General features: G+C 48.2%; 15 protein-coding genes and 1 pseudogene. 5 read left to right on the forward strand and 11 right to left on the reverse strand.

What is annotated here, in order from left to right:
- The first annotated feature begins 437 nt into the window (after positions 1-437).
- The 3 genes from mfd to NG833_RS28440 all read left to right on the forward strand — a co-directional run bounded on the left by mfd (position 438) and on the right by NG833_RS28440 (position 5,961).
- Positions 438-3,908, forward strand: coding sequence for a transcription-repair coupling factor (gene mfd, locus NG833_RS28430; RefSeq protein ID WP_254568633.1), 3,471 nt, complete (start codon positions 438-440; stop codon positions 3,906-3,908).
- Between the two features lie 163 nt (positions 3,909-4,071).
- The gene (locus NG833_RS28435) at positions 4,072-4,878 is read left to right on the forward strand and encodes a PBS lyase (protein ID WP_254568634.1); all 807 of its coding nucleotides are present in this window, start codon (positions 4,072-4,074) and stop codon (positions 4,876-4,878) included.
- Between the two features lie 282 nt (positions 4,879-5,160).
- Positions 5,161-5,961: a HEAT repeat domain-containing protein gene (locus tag NG833_RS28440; protein ID WP_254568635.1), complete on the forward strand. Its 801-nt coding sequence runs from the start codon at positions 5,161-5,163 to the stop codon at positions 5,959-5,961.
- Between the two features lie 138 nt (positions 5,962-6,099).
- On the opposite strand, the gene NG833_RS28445 is transcribed toward NG833_RS28440, so the two are convergent.
- The gene (locus NG833_RS28445) at positions 6,100-7,338 is read right to left on the reverse strand and encodes a site-2 protease family protein (protein WP_254568636.1); all 1,239 of its coding nucleotides are present in this window, start codon (positions 7,336-7,338) and stop codon (positions 6,100-6,102) included.
- Positions 7,339-7,642: 304 nt separating this feature from the next.
- Here NG833_RS28445 and NG833_RS28450 point away from each other — a divergent pair, with 304 nt between their 5' ends.
- Positions 7,643-7,828, forward strand: a complete 186-nt coding sequence (locus NG833_RS28450) for a hypothetical protein (RefSeq protein ID WP_254568637.1) — start codon at positions 7,643-7,645, stop codon at positions 7,826-7,828.
- A gap of 96 nt (positions 7,829-7,924) precedes the next feature.
- Here the strand turns inward: NG833_RS28450 and psaK are convergent, their stop codons facing one another.
- Complete coding sequence (gene psaK / locus NG833_RS28455; RefSeq protein WP_254568638.1) at positions 7,925-8,200, reverse strand: photosystem I reaction center subunit PsaK; 276 nt, start codon at positions 8,198-8,200, stop codon at positions 7,925-7,927.
- Positions 8,201-8,344: 144 nt separating this feature from the next.
- Here psaK and NG833_RS28460 point away from each other — a divergent pair, with 144 nt between their 5' ends.
- The gene (locus tag NG833_RS28460; protein WP_254568639.1) at positions 8,345-9,004 is read left to right on the forward strand and encodes a phosphoribosylanthranilate isomerase; all 660 of its coding nucleotides are present in this window, start codon (positions 8,345-8,347) and stop codon (positions 9,002-9,004) included.
- Positions 9,005-9,045: 41 nt separating this feature from the next.
- Here NG833_RS28460 and folE read toward each other — a convergent pair whose 3' ends face one another.
- The 9 genes and pseudogenes from folE to NG833_RS28505 form a co-directional block, all read right to left on the reverse strand.
- Positions 9,046-9,771, reverse strand: coding sequence for a GTP cyclohydrolase I FolE (gene folE, locus NG833_RS28465; RefSeq protein ID WP_254568640.1), 726 nt, complete (start codon positions 9,769-9,771; stop codon positions 9,046-9,048).
- 924 nt (positions 9,772-10,695) lie between these two features.
- Positions 10,696-11,676 carry an acetyl-CoA carboxylase carboxyl transferase subunit alpha gene (accA, locus tag NG833_RS28470; protein WP_254568641.1) on the reverse strand — a complete coding sequence of 327 codons (981 nt, stop codon included), beginning with the start codon at positions 11,674-11,676 and terminating at the stop codon, positions 10,696-10,698.
- Positions 11,677-11,815: 139 nt separating this feature from the next.
- Complete coding sequence (locus NG833_RS28475; protein ID WP_254568642.1) at positions 11,816-12,844, reverse strand: long-chain acyl-[acyl-carrier-protein] reductase; 1,029 nt, start codon at positions 12,842-12,844, stop codon at positions 11,816-11,818.
- A gap of 680 nt (positions 12,845-13,524) precedes the next feature.
- Positions 13,525-14,223: an aldehyde oxygenase (deformylating) gene (locus tag NG833_RS28480; protein ID WP_254568643.1), complete on the reverse strand. Its 699-nt coding sequence runs from the start codon at positions 14,221-14,223 to the stop codon at positions 13,525-13,527.
- Positions 14,224-14,547: 324 nt separating this feature from the next.
- Positions 14,548-15,144 carry a sensor histidine kinase KdpD gene (locus NG833_RS28485; protein WP_254568644.1) on the reverse strand — a complete coding sequence of 199 codons (597 nt, stop codon included), beginning with the start codon at positions 15,142-15,144 and terminating at the stop codon, positions 14,548-14,550.
- Positions 15,102-16,616: a histidine kinase dimerization/phosphoacceptor domain -containing protein gene (locus NG833_RS28490; RefSeq protein ID WP_254568646.1), complete on the reverse strand. Its 1,515-nt coding sequence runs from the start codon at positions 16,614-16,616 to the stop codon at positions 15,102-15,104. Before NG833_RS28490 ends, NG833_RS28485 begins: the two co-directional genes overlap by 43 nt.
- Positions 16,617-16,655: 39 nt before the next feature.
- Positions 16,656-16,949 (reverse strand): PAS domain-containing protein, encoded by a 294-nt coding sequence (locus tag NG833_RS28495; protein ID WP_309143891.1) that lies wholly within the window; start codon positions 16,947-16,949, stop codon positions 16,656-16,658.
- Positions 16,885-17,106: a hypothetical protein gene (locus NG833_RS28500; RefSeq protein WP_254568645.1), complete on the reverse strand. Its 222-nt coding sequence runs from the start codon at positions 17,104-17,106 to the stop codon at positions 16,885-16,887. Before NG833_RS28500 ends, NG833_RS28495 begins: the two co-directional genes overlap by 65 nt.
- Positions 17,107-18,092: 986 nt before the next feature.
- A pseudogene (locus NG833_RS28505) lies at positions 18,093-18,705 on the reverse strand (hypothetical protein); the annotation flags it as partial.

Genomic DNA, 18,705 nt, shown 5'->3' on the forward strand with positions numbered 1-18,705 from the left:
TCCAAAAAATAAAATCCCCAAAAAACCCGCAGGCTGAAGCCTGGGGCTACACGGACAAAGCCCGCCTGCGCGGGCTAATACAGTCTTGTTAGGTGCTTAACCATCGGGATTTGGATGATTTATTTGTTGGAACACCCTTAAGTTAACATTTCTCGGCAATAGCAGAATCATCCCTGCCCTAGAAATTGCGATCCAAACTTTCCCCATCCGGTATTGATAGGTCTGTTTTAACCCGCACCCTCAAGGGTGGGGCTATACTAACAAAGCCTGCCTACGCAGGCTGCCATAATAAATCTGAGGACATATCAGTAACGGATTTGGTCTAACTATCCCTATCCGGGCCGATCGCACAGTTGGTCGTTGGGCTTCTAAAATAAATAGAGAATAAAGATCCGGGGATTTTTTTTCCACCCAAGCTCTCGCATTTGTAACAAGTCATGGCCTGTTCTTCCATCATCCGCACCCTGGGGCGATCGCCGTTAGCGACCGAACTCCTCACCAAACTCGATCGGCATCACCATATCGAACTCAACGGCATCTCCCGCTTCCCGAAAGGATTGGTCGCCTCGGCGATCGCTCAAAAACGGGACCAGAGTTTATTGGTTGTCACCGCCACCCTGGAAGAAGCAGGGCGATGGGCCGCCCAACTCGAAGCAATGGGGTGGCCTACGGTGCATTTTTACCCCACCTCCGAAGCATCTCCCTACGAACTCTTTGACCCAGAAGAAGAAACCACCTGGGGTCAAATGCAAGTCCTCGCCGATTTAGTCCGGGGAGAAAACAATCTCGCCATTGTCACGACAGAACGGGCGCTACAACCCCATTTACCCCCGGTGAATCAGTTCAAACCCTACTGCCTCACCCTCACTGCCAAAAGCGAGTGGAACTCCAAAACCCTAGACGAACAACTGGCCCGCATGGGATATGAGCGCGTGGCCCTTGTGGAAACCGAAGGGGAGTGGAGTCGCCGGGGGGATATTGTGGATATTTTTCCCGTTTCTGCGGAACTCCCGGTCCGCTTAGACTGGTTTGGGGACGAACTGGAGAACATCCGAGAATTTGATCCCTCCACCCAGCGTTCCCTGGATAAAATCCCGCAACTGGTCCTGACTCCTACCTCCTTCAGTCCCCTGATTCAGGCCCATCTCCCGGAAGCATTCAGCAGCGCAGGTACAGCTATCTCGAAAGAGTTAGAACTGGAAGAATCCCCCGAAACTCCCTCCCTGCATCGGTTTCTCGGGGTGGCCTTTGAACATCCGGCCTCCTTGCTGGACTATCTGTCCCCGGATACCATTGTGGCGATCGATGAACCCGATCGCTGTAGTGCACATGGCGATCGCTGGGCGGAACAAGTCGAAGAACATTTCCGAACCCTCCCCTCAAAACCCATTCCCCTGTCTCGGGTGCACCGCAACTTTAGCGACTCCCTTGCCACTGCCGAATCCTTTGACCGGATTTCCCTCTCGGAATTGGTGATTCACCGCAAAACCGAGGGTCCCCAAATTAGCTTTGATTTAGATAGTCGTCCAGTTCCGGTGTTACCTCACCAGTTTGCCAAACTGGCCGAACTGTTACGAGAAGAACGCGATCGCCGGTTTAATGTCTTTCTAATTTCCGCGCAACCGAGTCGATCGGTCTCTCTGTTGCAAGAACATGACTGTCCCGCCCAATTTATTCCCAATCATCGGGACTATCGGGCGATCGAGAAACTGCAAGTCCAACATATTCCCGTTGCCCTGAAATATAGTGGACTCGCGGAACTCGAAGGGTTTATTTTGTCCGCCTTTAGAATTGTGATTATCACCGATCGCGAATTTTATGGACAACATACCCTCGCGACTCCCACCTACGTCCGTAAACGTCGGCGCGCCGCTTCTAAACAGGTAGACCCGAATAAACTGCGTCAAGGGGATTTTGTCGTCCATCGCCATCATGGTGTCGGCCAATTTATCAAACTGGAAAAACTCCAAAACCGGGAATATTTAGTTGTTAAATATAGCGATGGAATTCTGCGCGTTCCTGTAGACCAACTGGAATCTCTTTCCCGCTTCCGGACCACTGGGGGGAAAAGGCCAGAACTGAATAAACTCACCAGCAAATCCTGGGAAACAACCCGCAACAAAGTCCGCAAAGCAGTGAAAAAACTGGCGGTGGATTTGTTGAATTTATATGCCAAGCGATCGGATCAACAAGGGTTTGCCTATCCTCCGGATATGCCTTGGCAGCAAGAATTAGAAGATTCATTTTCCTATCAACCGACGCCGGATCAGTTGAAGGCGACTCACGATGTGAAGCGGGATATGGAAAGTGAGCGCCCAATGGACCGCTTAGTCTGTGGGGATGTGGGATTTGGTAAAACTGAAGTGGCAATCCGGGCCATTTTTAAAGCAATTACTGCCGGAAAACAGGTGGCCTTGTTGGCACCGACGACTATTTTAACCCAACAACATTATCACACCATTAAAGAACGATTTGCTCCCTATCCAATTCAAATTGGATTACTGAATCGGTTCCGCAGTCAAGCAGAACGCCAAGATATTCAAAATCGCCTTGCTACAGGGGAATTAGATTTAGTTGTGGGAACTCATTCGGTTTTGAGTAAATCAATTCAGTTCCGAGATTTGGGACTGTTAGTGGTGGATGAAGAACAACGGTTTGGGGTGAATCAGAAGGAAAAAATCAAGGCATTGAAAACTCAAGTGGATGTGCTGACGTTAACGGCAACGCCTATTCCTCGTACATTGTATATGTCTTTATCGGGTGTGCGAGAGATGAGTTTGATTGCCACACCTCCGCCCTCACGTCGTCCGATTCAGACTCACTTGGCCCCATACGACCTGGAAACGGCGAGATCGGCGATTCGCCAGGAGTTGGACCGAGGGGGACAGGTGTTTTATGTGGTGCCTCGGGTGGAAGGCATTGAGGAAGTGGGGGCGGCATTGCAACAGATGGTTCCCAGTGCCCGGGTGGCGATCGCCCACGGTCAAATGAACCCTTCAGAATTGGAAGCGATTACCATTGCCTTTAGTTCGGGGGAAGCGGATATTTTAGTCTGTACCACAATTATCGAATCCGGGTTAGATATTCCTCGGGTGAATACGATTTTAATTGAAGATGCTCACCGCTTCGGATTGTCCCAATTGTATCAATTAAGGGGACGAGTGGGACGGTCGGGAATTCAAGCTCATGCCTGGTTATTTTACCCTAAAAGTGGCCGATTAACTGATGAAGCAAGGAAACGATTAAGGGCGATTAAAGAGTTTGCTCAATTAGGGTCAGGATATCAACTCGCCATGCGGGATATGGAAATCCGAGGCGTGGGTAATTTGTTAGGGGCGGAACAGTCTGGACAATTGGATGCGATCGGGTTTGACCTCTATATGGAAATGTTAGAGGAAGCAATTCGAGAGATTCGCGGCCAAGAAATTCCCACCGTAGAAGAGACGCAAATCGACCTCACCTTGACCGCGTTTATTCCAGGGGATTATATTGTAGATTTGGACCAAAAGATGAGTGCTTATCGGTCCGTGGCCTTGGCAACCTCGGAGAAAGAACTGGCAGAAATCGAAGCAGATTGGCGCGATCGCTACGGACCGATTCCCAAACCCGTCAATCAACTCATGCAAGTCATGAAACTCAAACAAATCGCCAAACCTTTAGGATTCTCAAGAATCAAGCCGGAAGGCACTCAAAACATCGTTTTAGAAACCCCAATGGAGGAACCCGCCTGGAACTTACTCGCCCAAAATCTGCCGTCAAATGTCCAAGAAAAGTTTGTTTACAGACCCGGTAAAGTTACCGTTCGCGGCATTGGCATCATGCGGGCCGAGTATCAATTAGAAACCCTGATTGATTGGTTAGGACGGATGCAAGGGGCGCTACCGGAAGCAGCCATTTCTCAAGGGTAACCTGTTCAGAAACTCGGTTTTCAGAAACCGGGTTTCTAGCCTTGCGTTGACAGGATGATAGCTGAAACCGCCATTGAAATATCAGCTTTTCTCCATAATTTGTTTTTCTAAAAACAAATTATGTAGTATCATTTTAAATAAATTCAGTCAAAAACAAAAAAAGATGACCTTAGAAACCTATTCACCTCCAGTCAATCAATTGCTCACTTTCGGGGATTGTTTTAAAATTAAGTATGATACCAATTATCTCAAAAAATTTGGGTTTACACCGGAACATATTCCGGAATTGATCCGCATGGCCGTTGATGAAGAATTAAACTGGGCGGAGTCAGATACTTTAGAAGTATGGGCCCCGGTTCATGCATGGCGATCGCTGGGTCAATTAAGAGCAGAGGAGGCGATCGACCCCTTGATTTCCCTATTTGATGAAATAGAGGATATTGATTGGACCAGTAGCGAAATGCCGCCCGTTTTTAAACAAATTGGTCCGGCAGCGATTCCCAGTCTATCGGCATATTTAGACAAGCCCGGGCTGGATGAATCTCACCTAGAAATCGCTGGGTCTTCCTTAACCGAGATCGGCACAGAATATCCCGATTTTCGGGATGAATGTGTCAAAATTTTGACAAAAAGACTGGCAAAATTTGAGGAAAATAACCCGACTTTAAATGGGTATTTAGTATCAAATTTAATTGATTTAGATGCAGTAGAATCAGCCTCGCTGATTCAAACTGCTTTTGTTGTGGATTGCGTGGATGAGATGGTTGTGGGCGACTGGGATGAGGTCCAGTTCCTACTGGGGTTAGGACCCCGGAAAACCAGGCAAAACATCTATCAAGCTGAGATAGAGCAAAGGATAATGGAATATTTGAAAAATCGAAATGATGCTCGCGATCAACCCGCTAAAGGGTTTTCCTCCTCTATTAAAAAGACCTCAAAGAAAAAGAGCAAGAAGAAAAAGGGCAAATAGACTGAATGGGCGATCGCCAACTTTGATTCACTCAATCGGGAGATCCATTTAAGTTATCCTTTGACCCCAAATAACCCATCATCCTGCCGGGTAAAATTGGGGACAATGGCAAGCAAATCCCTGAGAATTTCAAGTTGCGATCGCGCTTCGATTGTTTCCAAAGTTTCTAACATGACACTCATCGAAACTGGGAAACCGGGGGTATCGGGCAGTATTTTTTACGGGAAAGCACCTAACCTGTATTATAATTGCCAGTTAACTCAATCGTCCAGGAGAAAACACATGACAGTAGAAACCTATTCACATCCCGTTAACCAATTGCTCACCTTCGGGGATTGTAGAAAAATTAAAGAGAAGACCAATTATATTGAAAAATTTGGGTTTACAGCGGAAGATATTCCGGAATTGATCCGCATGGCTGTTGATGAAGAATTAAACTGGGGAGATTCAGAGGGTCTGGAAATATGGGGACCGATTCATGCATGGCGAGCCCTGGGTGAATTACGAGCAGAGGAGGCGATCGACCCCTTGATTTCCATCTTTGATGAACTGGAAGATATCGATTGGACCAGTACCGAAATGCCCATCGTTTTTGGCCAAATTGGTCCGGCAGCGATTCCCAGTCTAGCAGCCTATTTAGACAAGGAAGGGCCGAATATATATCACCTGTCAGTCGCCGCCTCTGGTTTACGGGCGATCGGCACAGAGCATCCAGATAGTCGAGATGAATGTGTCAAAATCATTACGGAAAAACTGGCAAAATTTCAGGAGAATGACGCGACCTTTAATGGTTTTTTACTTCTGGAGTTAGTCAAGTTAAAGGCAGTAGAATCAGCGCCGGTAATTCAAAGTGCTTTTGCGGCAGATTGCGTCGATGAGTTGGTTGTGGGTGACTGGGATGAGGTCCAGTTCCAACTGGGTTTGGGACCCCGAAAAAACCCGGAAAACATCCGTAAAGCTAAGGTTTACGAAGAGATGATGGAATGGTTTAACAATCAAGGTGAGGCTCAACCCTCTAAGGGGTTTTCCTCTTCTATTAAAAAGACCTCAAAGAAAAAGAGCAAGAAAAAAAAGCGCAAATAGACTGAATCTGCGATCGCCGTTCCTAAAATGCGCTAAACCCGGGGACATCATGCAGAAGTGCTTGTACTCCCTGGATCAAGTCTCAATTTTTTTAATCGTCAAATTGACAAAAAACAAGACCCAGAACAGAGAATTAACTTACTTTCTGAGATGGTGTATTTCTTTGTCAGTAAAGGAGTTAGCGGTGGCTTTGGCGATCGCAGCAATCCCAAATCCGGGGGGATAACTTCCCTCTTCTTTAATTTGCTGAATTTGTTCGCGCTGAATGGGTAAATTCAATTTTTTCCCAACGGTAGCGACGATATCCCCGCGATCGATAATTCCGGAGACGGCACCGGCTGGGGAAAGCACAGTAATATAAGGTAAATTATCGATTTCCATCCGATTAATCACCTCGACCAAGGTGCTATTTTCCTGTACCGTAATAATCTCAGACAGGGGATGTACAATTTCTAACAAGGTTTGAGTTTGCCACTGACTGCGTTCGATTGAGCGTAAATCTTCTAAAGAAATCATGCCTCGATAGCGGCCATCGGAGGCGGCAAAATAGGCGGCGTAACGCTGTTCGGCTTGCAGGTAGTCCCCGGCAAATTCATTTAAGGTCATTTTGGCATCGACGACCCGAAAGTGACGGGTCATGGCGTCTTGAGCTTGGAGTTGGAGTAGAGCCTGTTGTAAGGTGGCGAGGCGATCGTAGGCGTTGGCGTTGCGGACGGCAAACCAGCCAATTAAGGCAATCCAAATGCCCCCGAAGCTATTGGCGAGTAACAAGACGGACAATCCCAGGGCGATCGCCGTAAACCCGAGGGTTTTTCCCGCCTGGGCTGCCCAATGCACGGCTTGAAAGCGGTTCCCACTGATTTTCCAGATAATCGCTTTTAAAATTTGCCCGCCATCGAGGGGGAGTCCGGGAATCAGGTTAAATAATGCCAAGACAAGGTTAATCGCGGATAAATCCCGGGCGACGACGGCGACGGGTGAGGTCCCGGGTACCAGTCCAGCGATGAGTCCGAGGAGGCCAAATAAGGTGAAACTCACGACAGGTCCGGCGATCGCCACTTGAAAGGCTTCTTCTGGGGTTTTGGATTCCTGTTCGATGGAGGCGACCCCTCCAAAAATAAACAGGGTAATCGAGTTCACTTTGATTCCTTGAGATTGAGCCACTAAACTGTGCCCGAGTTCATGGAGTAATACAGAGGCAAACAGCAGGAGGGCTAATCCTAACCCAGTTGCCCAGGCGATCGCTGGCTCCCATTGTTGTTGTTCTGCATACTGCCCCGCATTTAATACCGTGACTAAAGAGAGGATAATCAACCATGAATAATCTATATAAAGCGGGATGCCAAATACCATCCCTATTCGCCAACCCGATTGCATAAAATTTTCCTTAATTTTTAGTGATGTCGTTTGCCTTGAACCGGCACATCGAGATCTAGCCAATCTTGAGAATTCAATCCGGCTTTTTTCTATTCTACTAAGTTTCAGGACGCAACTGACGGGTTGGAGGGGGATAAAGTGGAGGAGTTGCAGGGGAAAGGCTGGAAAAATCGAGGGCGCGATTCTTTTCTAATTTTTTGGAAAAGATCGCTCAGTTTTTAGGGAGATGAACGATAATTTTTGTAAGGAAAGCAGAAACAATCCTCTAGGAGTTGTTTCCAGGAGTTCCAGGGATGTTAGGGGGTTGATTGCAGAGGAATGGAACCGTTGGGGAACCCTAACAACTTTTCAGTTGTGCAATTCTTACCAGAGGCGCTATAAATTCAATTTTTCCCGGTGCGATCGCCTCAATCTGGATTCGAGAAAGCACAGGGACGCCCTAAGACTGGCCACAGGTTTAGAGCAAAAACAGGACGATCGCCCCACCTAGACCCCAGGTCATCCCTGGGTTTGCGCTGGGGCGATCGCTGAATTTGATGCGGTTCTGGGCTGCCCTAAGCCATCCCAGTTTTACCGATCAATTTTCTTACAGAACACCCGCATTGCTTAAACCTAAGATCAATCCGGTCCCTATCAGATGACCGAAGCTGAGGGTTGCCAACAGTTCAGGAAAACCAAATTTCTTAAGAACTGGAGGCATTCCCACGGGCAAACCTGGCCCTTTGCCCGGATTCTGGATGGCTCGGTAGCCAATGATGATGGCAAATAGATTCGCCAGAATCATCACCAGTCCAACGCTGGGAGACCAGTTGGCGGTTGGGGGTACGTTTGAAGCAACGGCGAGTAAGGTTGTGTAAAGCAAGTTTGTATCTCCTTTGTGGATAAATCTGTTCAATGACTGGAATTATAAGAATTTATCGGCAAAAAAGAAAATTTTGTATTAATCCTTTACAAAAGCTTACACTTTTGAAACAAATTGTCATAATTTGCAGGAGAATGACCTGGGATGCGCGTTAAAATTTGCGGAATTACGAAACCCGAGCAGGGGGTGGCGATCGCCAAGTTGGGGGCTACGGCCCTGGGTTTCATCTGTGTACCGACTTCCCCTCGCTATGTGACGGATTTACAGATTCAGCAGGTGGTTCAGGGTCTGGAAGGGATGCCGGTGGATTTGATTGGAGTGTTTGCAAGTACCACACCTGAGATAATTTGTCAAGTGGTTAAAGTGGGAGGATTAACAGGGGTGCAACTGCATGGCGGGGAATCCCTGGAATTTTGCGATCGCCTGCGACAACAGCTACCCGCAGGGGTGGAAATTCTCAAAGCCATCCGCGTCAAAGCGGCAACAGATTTGGAGCAAGCGAGGGATTATCTCCCGGTGGTGGATACATTGCTGCTGGATGCCTACCATCCCGGACTGTTGGGGGGAACGGGACAAACCCTGGACTGGAATCTGTTGCAACAGTTTAACCCCGGTTGCCCTTGGCTGTTGGCTGGGGGACTCACCCCGGAGAATATTCAAGGGGCGATCGCCCAAGTCAAACCCCCCGGTATCGACCTCTCCAGTGGAGTAGAGCGATCGCCGGGGGACAAGGACCTCGCCAAAGTTGCTGAATTGTTCTTCAAGCTCCAATTGTCCGTTAATTGCCTATCGGAACCCGCTTGACAACTCAGCCATTACCCTGTATAATCCTTTCTTTAAAAGATTTAGAAGAAAGAGGGTTGATGACGAATCAGGTTGAGAAACTCTTCCCGAGTCTTCTGCTCTTCCTGAAACTGACCGACCATCGCACTGGTGACCGTCCAGGAACCGGGTTTTTGGACACCTCGCATCACCATGCACATATGAGTCGCTTCCATGACTACTGCCACCCCTTTCGGTTCTAAAATGCTTTGAATGGCTTCAGCGACTTGGCGGGTGAGGCGCTCTTGCACTTGGAGTCGGCGGCTGTACATCTCGACAATCCGGGCTAATTTGCTCAATCCCACAACTTTTTCATTGGGGATATAGGCAACATGGGCGCGGCCCATAAACGGGAGCATATGGTGCTCGCAGAGGCTGAAGAAATTGATGTCTCGCACCAGTACCATCTCGTTATGCCCTTCGTCAAAGATGGCTCCATTCAACAATTCTTCTAACGATTGATTGTAACCACTCGTTAGAAAACGCATGGCATCCGCCGCACGTTTGGGGGTCTTGAGCAACCCTTCCCGTTCTGGATCTTCCCCAACCCCGAGGAGGACTTCGCGGAACGCATCCTTCATCCGATCGGCGCTTTCTGCCGGGGGTTGATGAATATTGGGTTGAGCACCATTTAAGGTATTGCGATCGGGTCGCGTCTCAATGCGGGGGGTTTTGTCTGAGGTTTGGGCTGATTTAGTACCATTTCCAGTCTGGGGTGATTGGGATCCGTGGGAAGCAGCAATAGTCATAAAAGATGTATGAGAGTGAGAGAGGTTTACAGATACTTCAACTGCAACATTTAACCTGATAAAATCTGCTCATCACTGAACATTTCCAAGAATAGTATGACATCACCAACGAGGGTGAAGGCAGATGAGAAGCACAGTCTTGCTTAAACACAAGACGCTTTGTTGACTTTGGTTTGGAGACTTTACTTGTCTACTTTCTTCGCACTTTTATACCACATCCGCTACTCTTAAATTGGCTTTAAAGAACACCCTATGAGGGTGGAGGCTCACAGGACGTAGACCCGCCAACTGCTTAGAGTAGGGTAGCCTGCCTCAGAAGACGGCTTATTGAAAAACTTGACTTGAGACAACTGGATTTGGTATGACTTCACTTAGTCAATTATTTAATGTCGCTTAACTTACGACCAGCTATAAATTTAATAGCTTTTAGTTCTTCGTCTGGCGAGAGTTTTCGCTGATTCAAGAATTTAATAACCCTTGAAATTGTAACACAATTTTACGTTGTGGACTAGAGTTTAAGTGAACTTTAGTCCAGTTGGATGAGCTTGAGAGCGTAGAGCAACCCCATCTAAAAATAAGAGCTGGCTCAGAAGACTCGCTAAACGTAAAGTTTTGTTACTGATTAAAAGTATATCATCCAATGGGATGGTTTTTTGATCTCGCCCCAATTCTTTTACTCTGGAAATTCAGGATTAGCAAGCCGTCCTGTTGGGGCGATCGCACCGGGTCTGTGCGTGGGTCAGAGGGTCGCTGAAAAATGACTCAGGGTCAAGGATTGACCGGCTTTCCCGGTCCAGGTCAGGGGTTCTATATTGGGAATATTTCGGGCGATCGCCCCAGACCCATATAGAGTCAACTGATTGATCCGGCTTAGAAAAACAAATGGTAAACCGCAGCCCTCTCAACCCCACCCATCGCACCCACTTAGGCCGGTACTTCCGCAAATACCCCAATCCGGCGAAACTTCTGATAGCGCAGTTCCCGGCGTTCCTGGCTGGTTAACGTAGACAATTCGTCTAAATTCTTTAATAACGCTTCCTTGAGACTGGAAGCGGCCTGAAGGGGATTGGAATGAGCGCCCCCCAAGGGTTCGGGCAGGATTTCGTCGAGAATCCCCAGGTTTTTTAAATCCCAGGAGGTAATTTTCAGGGCTTCAGCAGCGCGAGGAGCCTTGGATGCATCTTTCCAGAGAATGGCGGCACAAGCTTCAGGAGTGGCGACGGTGTAAACCGCGTGTTCAAACATCAGGAGGCGATCGCCTACCCCAATCCCCAACGCCCCACCGGAACCGCCTTCTCCAATTACGGTCGAAATAATCGGCACATCCAGACGGAACATTTCCCGCAGATTATAGGCGATCGCCTCTCCCTGACCCTGATGTTCTGCCTCTACCCCCGCCCAAGCGCCGGGAGTATCAATAAAGGTAAAAATCGGCATTCCAAAGCGGTTCGCATGATCCATTAACCGCATCGCCTTGCGATAACCCCCAGGGGACGCCATCCCAAAATTGCGCGTGACATTATCTTTGGTATCCCGACCTTTCTGATGACCGAGAATGACCGCTGGGATGCCCCCAATCCGGGCCATTCCACCGACTAAAGCCGGGTCATCATATCCCCCGCGATCGCCATGCAGTTCCATCCATTCATCGGTAATCGCTTGAATGTAATCTAAGGTACTGGGCCTCCGAGGATGACGGGCTAACTGCAACCGCTGATACGGCGTTAACGTGGAAAAAATTTCCTGGCGCAGTTGGTTCGCGCGCGCTTCCAACTGGCGGATTTCCTCCGAGACATCCACCCCATTTTCTTCGGCGAGTTCTCGGATTTGTTGAATCCGCCCTTCCAGTTCGGCTAGGGGCTTTTCAAAATCTAAAAGGAAAGTTCTGCGTTCGGGAGTTGCCATAACAGGTGAAGAGGTAGAGAGATGGGGGAGGTGGGGGAGAAACCGGGGATGGGGGGGATGGGGGAGAGACGGGAGGTGGAAACGACTGAAGTCGTTACTACAAACAGCCTTTCCATCCTCCCTCTTCCCAACCTAGAGACTAACGAGGCTCAAGCAGTAGGGGTTGAAAGCCATGCTTAATCGACCATTCGCCAATCATTGCCATTTTCTGCACCGAAATTTGATTACGTCCCCAGGAGAAATTCGTATAGATTTTTTCAAATTCCAGGAGCATTGACTCGGCAAAGCAAGCAAAAAGCTGACGTGCGGGGACATCCATACTGACGATTTGCATAATTCGCCAATCGATGTCTAGGGTATGTTCGACAATCCCGCCTTTAAGGACAGAAACCTCCGGGTGTTGAAACTTAGTTTCCAGGTTTTTGGGATACCCGCCATCAATGAGCAGACAAGGATGCTTTAAGGAATTGGCATCAATTTCAACCCCTTTGGGCATACTGGCGACCCAGACGACAATATCGGCTTGGGGGAGTGCTTCTTCCAAGCCCATAATTTTGCCGCGTCCTAAATCTTCTTGCAACAGGCGCAAGCGTTCGCGATCGCGGGCAATCAGCAGGAGTTCTGCAACATCCGTTCGACTGTTCAACCAGCGACAGACGGCACTCCCGATATCCCCGGTGGCTCCACAAACGGCGACGGTTGCCTTCGACAAGTTGATGCCAAGCTGTTTTGATGCCTGTTCTACCTGCTGACAGATAATATAGGCGGTATGGGTGTTTCCGGTGGTAAAGCGTTCAAACTCTAGCTTGATATTGCGAACTTGCTCGAATTGCTGCAAGTTAAAGTTTTCAAAGATAATTGAGGAAAAACCCCCGAGTGCCGTGATGTTAATGCCATGTTTTTGGGCGTGAGCCATCGCGTTAAGGATTTTCCGCGTTGCCGCCTTGATGCGCCGGGAGGCGAGCATTTCTGGCAGAAAGCAGGATTCCACATACCGTCCTTCAATAGTCTGGCCGGTGGCACTGGTAACAGTGATGTTATCGACTATCTGAGGTGGGGCGGAACACCAGAAATCCAACCCTTGATCGGCATATTCCGGGTAACCCAGATCTCTAGCAACAGACTGGGCGTGAGCCAAACTGGTAAGGTGACCGATGAGACCAAACATTAAGCGTTTTAGGGTAGCCTTTGAATCAGGCGCAGTAGGGTTAAAGGAAAAGATTCGTTAAGAATATCTTTAAATAGTACACCAAGACTGCACGGGAGTCCCGGTAGCCTTGTCTGATTCCCTGGGGTGGGATGCATCAAAAAATCCTAGCCCTGTCAAGGTGGTAAATTTAATCACGAAAAATCGTTATTTCTTGTAGGGGCGCTTCGAGAAGCGCCCCTACAAGAGGTAAATTTGATGACGAAAAATCATTGTTTCTTGTAGGGGCGCTTCTCGAAGCGCCCCAAGGGCGCAAGCATTTACTCCGACAAATCATACGGAATCCGGTTGTCAAAGGTCTGTAAAAACCCGCACCCGTCAACGGTGGGGCGTTTGCGGACGAAGCGGTGCCGGAGCGGCGTCAGAAAGAAAACCGACTTTTAACAACCGGATTTGGTATCAATACACCTAGACAGGGCTAATCAAAAAATCCTGAACTGCTGCCAAAACGGTCCTCGTTTGTCAGGGTTTTACCAATTTTGAGGCGGGATGGTGACGGGGAGGAAGATCTGGGAGTTCGGGGTTGGACTAGGCAGATTTGGCAGAGGTGTCCGCTGCGACCCCCATTATAGGGTCACCCCCGACGGAAGCAAAAATTGACTTCTATCGAGGGCGATCGCCAGTGGGTTGAAGGGTTGAATTTAGGCTCCGGTGAGTCCGTAAGCCGACATCCGCATGATATCGCGAGTCGTAAATCCAATGGTGCTGAGGGCTTCGCCGTAAGCGATCATAAAGTCTTCCACCAGGGCTTCTTTTTCCATTCCCAAGACCTTAGCATCCTTGTCCACCTGGTTGAGCATCTTCCAGACGATGGGGAGGTTCTGGCGGTTGGCTTGTTCGAGTTCGGTTTTAGAGTCTTCAAAATGAGCTTGCAGCCATTTTTCCCCAAAATTGAGGTGGCTGTATTCGTCTTTGACGACGCCTTCGGTAATTTTCCGTGCAAAGGGGTCTGCCACGGGGATATAAATGTTATATGCGGCGATCGCAAAGCTTTCGATAATCAACGCTTGAATCAACAAACAGGTGACGACATTGCCGGAGGCTGCTGCTGTTTGGAAATTTTGGTGCAACCCGGAAAAAAATTCCTGGGCAAACTCCATGTCAGGTTTGACCTCTAAATTCCGTCCACAGGCTTGGAACCCTTTCTTGTGGCGGATTTCCATTTTCGCCAAGCTAATCAATTCGTCTTTAGAATCCGGCAGCATTTCAGCCAGTTTAATATAGTTATCATTGGCCTCCTGTTCGCCTTCGATAACGATTGCGTTAATTCGGCTGTAAGCGTCTTTATAACTGGCGCTTTGGAAGTCAAAGGTGGTGCTGGTAGCCTCAAGCTGGGGCATAGCTCTGTTTTCTCCTGATGATATGGTTGCCGACGTTCCTAGAACTGACCTAATTTGTGATTTAAGGTCAAGGTTCAACTGGTTAACACCAATTAAATGTCTTTTATTTTACTTTACCGTTCGTTATATAACTTTACCATTTTTTCAGGGAATCGCCAATTAAGGTCAACTCTGCCCACAATTAAGTCACAATCAGTTATCCGGGGTGCCCAACTTGGGTCATGCTCTAAGGGGCCTGGGAGTTTGCCCCATTGCAGCGACTGAGATCTAAGGATGACGCCCGGATTCAATTTGAGGCGATCGCAGCCCCCCCATCGGTCAAGTTCACTTGCAAGGCAGAGTAACCGTAAACGTTGTACCGACATCCTGAATACTCTCGACGGAAATGCTCCCCCGGTGGGCATCTACACATTTTTTGACAATGGCCAATCCCAACCCGGTGCCGGGAATATTCCCTACATTAGTAGCCCGCTCAAACGACTCAAATAATTTATTCAGTTCCTGAGTCGGAATGCCAATTCCGCGATCTTGGATTTCAAAAATAACTTGATTATCTTTCCCGGTTATGATAAAATCAACATCCTCTCCATTGGGAGAATATTTAATCGCATTCGAGAGTAAGTTGGTCAGAATGTGGCGTAACAGGTTTTCGTCAAATCGCCAACCCTCGGGAAAATATCCCCGAAGGGTGACACGAATCCGATGATTGGCGCGATTCCCGAGTTCCTGTTCTTCCGCCAGATTTTGACAGAATATCACTAAATTCAAAGGTTGGGGATTAAACGGAAGTTTACCCGATTCTGCCTTCCCGATCATCAGGACTTCATCTAATAAATTTGTCATCCGTTTAACCGCATCTTTAATCCGCTGATAGTGGATCAGTTTTTTCTCATCGGACCAGCGATGACTGTAATATTGCAATAAAAATCAATCCGAGATAACTGAGTAGACCGATACAATAAATCGTGAATCAAAGCCATTGAGCGGATTCGATTCTGGCTATCTCGGAACATCTGAAGGGCATGAGCATCTTTGGTGTAATTCGATTGTAATCGCAACAGACTCTGAATAATTTGCAGGTTATTTTTCACCCGATGGTGAATTTCTTTGAGCAGTACCTCTTTTTCCTTGAGAGAGGCTTTAATTTGGTCAGAGGCTTGTTTGCGTTCAGAAATATCGCGACCCACGCAGATGGTTCCGATACCAGAAATTCGCGTGAAGGAGATTTCTTGAGCAAAAGTCCGGCCATGAAAGGTTTGAGCCGTTGCTTCTCCTTGCCAGTTTCCTAGGGTCGTCAGTTGGGAAAAAACCTCTCGGTTCAGGCGATCGATTTCATCGGCATTGTACAACTCATGCCAAGTTTTACCGAGGAGGAGATGGGGACTGTCGTACTCAAATAACTTGAGGTGAGCGGAATTTACATAAATAAACTCATCATGTTCATTAACGATCGCGATCGCATCGGTGGCGGCTTCCACTGCAGCCAGTTGTCTTTCTAAGGCTTCCTGAATCAACTGCCGCTCTTTCGCCACGGAGATCGCCCCGGCGATGGAATTTAGCAAATCAATTTCTAAGGCATCCCATTCCCGAGGGAATTGACAATTATCAAACCCAATAAACCCGAAAAATTCCCCCTTCACAATCAAGGGTAAAATTAAAATCGACTGGATATCCTGCGGCTCTAAAATTTCCCGTTCCGACTCGGGAAAATCGGCGACAACCCCCTGAATAATCTTTCCCTGGGATAAACTTTCCACCCAGCGAGGAAAAAATTCATCGTAGGAGAGATTTTGCAAGCGGGGGTTATTGATTTCTGGGGGAATATTCTGAGCACACCACTCGGCTTTTTGGCTCATGAACAGTTGGGATTGAGCATTCCGGTGGTTTTCAAAAATGTAAATCCGGCTGGCTTCGGCAAGGGGTCCGAGGATATTGAGAATTTTCTGGTAAGAGTCAGGGTCCACCGGATTGGTTAAGAGCTGACGTTGCGCTGCGACTAAAGCATTAGAATAGAGTTCTCGTCTGGCCAGTTTAGCCTCTACTTGTGTGCGTGCAGTGATATCAAAGAGTACCCCATCCACCCACAAGGGCTCACCCTGTTCGCTGAAAATCACTTTCCCCCGTTCACAGATCCATCGCGGATTGCCATCACGATGCACTATCCGATATTCTATTTCAAAGGCTGCATCTGCGGTGGATAACCGGGCGAGAAGATTTTCCACCCGGGGGAGATCGTCGGGATGGATAATGCTGGTATAACGGCGACGATGATTGAAGATAAAATCCGCTGCGGGATAACCGGAAATGGCTTGAATTTCTTCCCCAATTAATTCCATCGTCCAGCGATCTAACAAACAGAGTTTGCGATAAACCGCACCGGGAATATTGGCCACCAAAGAACTATACCGATCTTGACTTTGGTGCAGGGCTTGTTATGCGAGTTTGCGCTCACTAATGTCGCTCCAGGACCCGACAATTTCTACTCTAAGATTATTCTCATCCCGCATCAGTTTCATATCATCTCGAATCCACAAGTACATTCCTGAGATATGGCGCAGGCGATATTCCCGGTAGACATAACCCCGATCGCCCACCTCAATCAGTCCTGAGATCGCCCGTTCGCGATCTTCAGGATGAATTAAATCAACCCAGAAATCCGGATTAGACAGAAATTCCCCAGCCCTGTATCCGGCGATCGCGCTGATGTTTTCGCTGATGAAAGTTATCGGGTAACTCCCTGACCTCTTCTACCACCGTAGCATTCAGGATTTGATCGACATTGAGAGATTCCCGAATTCGTAAAGCCACTTGGGTCAAGAGGCGCTGGCGTTCGTGCTGTTGTTTTAGCTCGGGGAGAGAGCTAGAAGGGTCATTAGGAGGCATGGCATTGAGGGTGATATTCAACGAGAACAGTGGGAGATCATACGAGGAGATATCGACCGGGTTTTTCCAGGGATCAGTGGTCACATCACCTTGGCTGCTTTATCTGGATATTTACCCAGGGAGCGTCATTTTTCACTATATCACAAATCGGGTTGCTGTCCAGGTTTGAAGTGACTAAGTTGAAGATAATTTTAAAGGTCAACTTGCTCCTTGGTAAAATTACTGATTTTTCCCGTTGACCCCCTGGGTTACCCTCCCGCTTACCCCGGGTAAACCCCTCTATTTTTAAGAAAAAATTCCTGCTCATCCAGTAGGTTGGCAGCCTTCAAAGGAAAGTTAGATTAACCGTTCTCTTGGCTGGTGAGAGTCATTCCATCAGCAACCAAAACTTGAACTCACCTAACCCAATTCAGGATGTAACCAACGGTTTAAGATCGAAATCAATTTAATCAAATTTACGGATTTTTGCTGAGAAAAATTCAGAGAATCAAGGGGAAGAAAATTCGGTTCAAGGGTCAGGAAATCCCTCATTCAGTTCCGAAATCTTGGGTGACGAAACCAAGGCTGGTCCTTTGGAGGTGAAATTTTAGAAACTGCCCTGTAGCAAGAATTAACCCATCAAAACCTCTTCAGCCCAATGGCCTGAAGACGTGGGGTTTATGGTGTCTTTAATCCTAACCCTATCAAGGTGGTAAATTTAATGACGAAAAAATGTTATTTCTTGGACAGGCGCTTCTCGTTTCGCCCCTACAAGCGGTAAATTTGATGACGAAAAAACGTTATTTCTTGGACAGGCGCTTCTCGTTTCGCCCCTACAAGCGGTAAATTTGATGACGAAAAAACGTTATTTCTTGGACAGGCGCTTCTCGTTTCGCCCCTACAAATCATCGCGCAGCGTTCCACTAGGAAAGGGTGGGGCTATACGGACGGAGCCTCTGCTGCGCGGCGTCATTCAGAAAACCGACTTTTACCAACCGGATTTGGTATTACTCAGCCTGAGAATCGCTGAGGATTTGCAAGCGAATCGTGCGATCGCCTTCATCCCCCAGGGGCACCTCAATCACTTGACCGGCTAATCGGTCCAAACAGGTCAACAGCATCCGCAAATGGGGGGTGCTGGCTCCTGTATCCACATAGAGGCGATCGGTCAGACTGCCCAAACGTCGCCATGTGGTATAAAGTTTGGCAACGGTTTGTTCAATTTGGGACGCTTGTTTGACCAAATCTGCCGCTGTGTTGAGACAACCCATGCGGAGTGCTTCTTCTAAGGCCATTTCTACATCAATGGAACTAGCGGCGATCGCCTGCACCTGGGCCGCTGCATCTAAATATTTAGACAAACTCCGCGCATCGGAAGTCAGTTGTTTCACCGTATCCACATCAGGATTGATCGCCGCTTCCTCCCGGATGGAAACCTGGTGGGTGGGGGGGAGTTTCTCCATTTCCCGGACCAATGGCGCGAGATAACGGGGGGGAAGAGAACCGGCAGTGGCCTTTTCTTTCACCTCTTCCGGCAGCAATTCCGACGTCATGGCAGTCCATTCGTCCGAGAGTTGGCGCACTTCCCTGCGGGTGATGCGATCGCCATCTCGGGCCGCT

It is taken from the genome of Oscillatoria sp. HE19RPO (genome assembly GCF_024220515.1).
Taxonomy (GTDB): Bacteria; Cyanobacteriota; Cyanobacteriia; order Cyanobacteriales; family Laspinemataceae; genus Laspinema.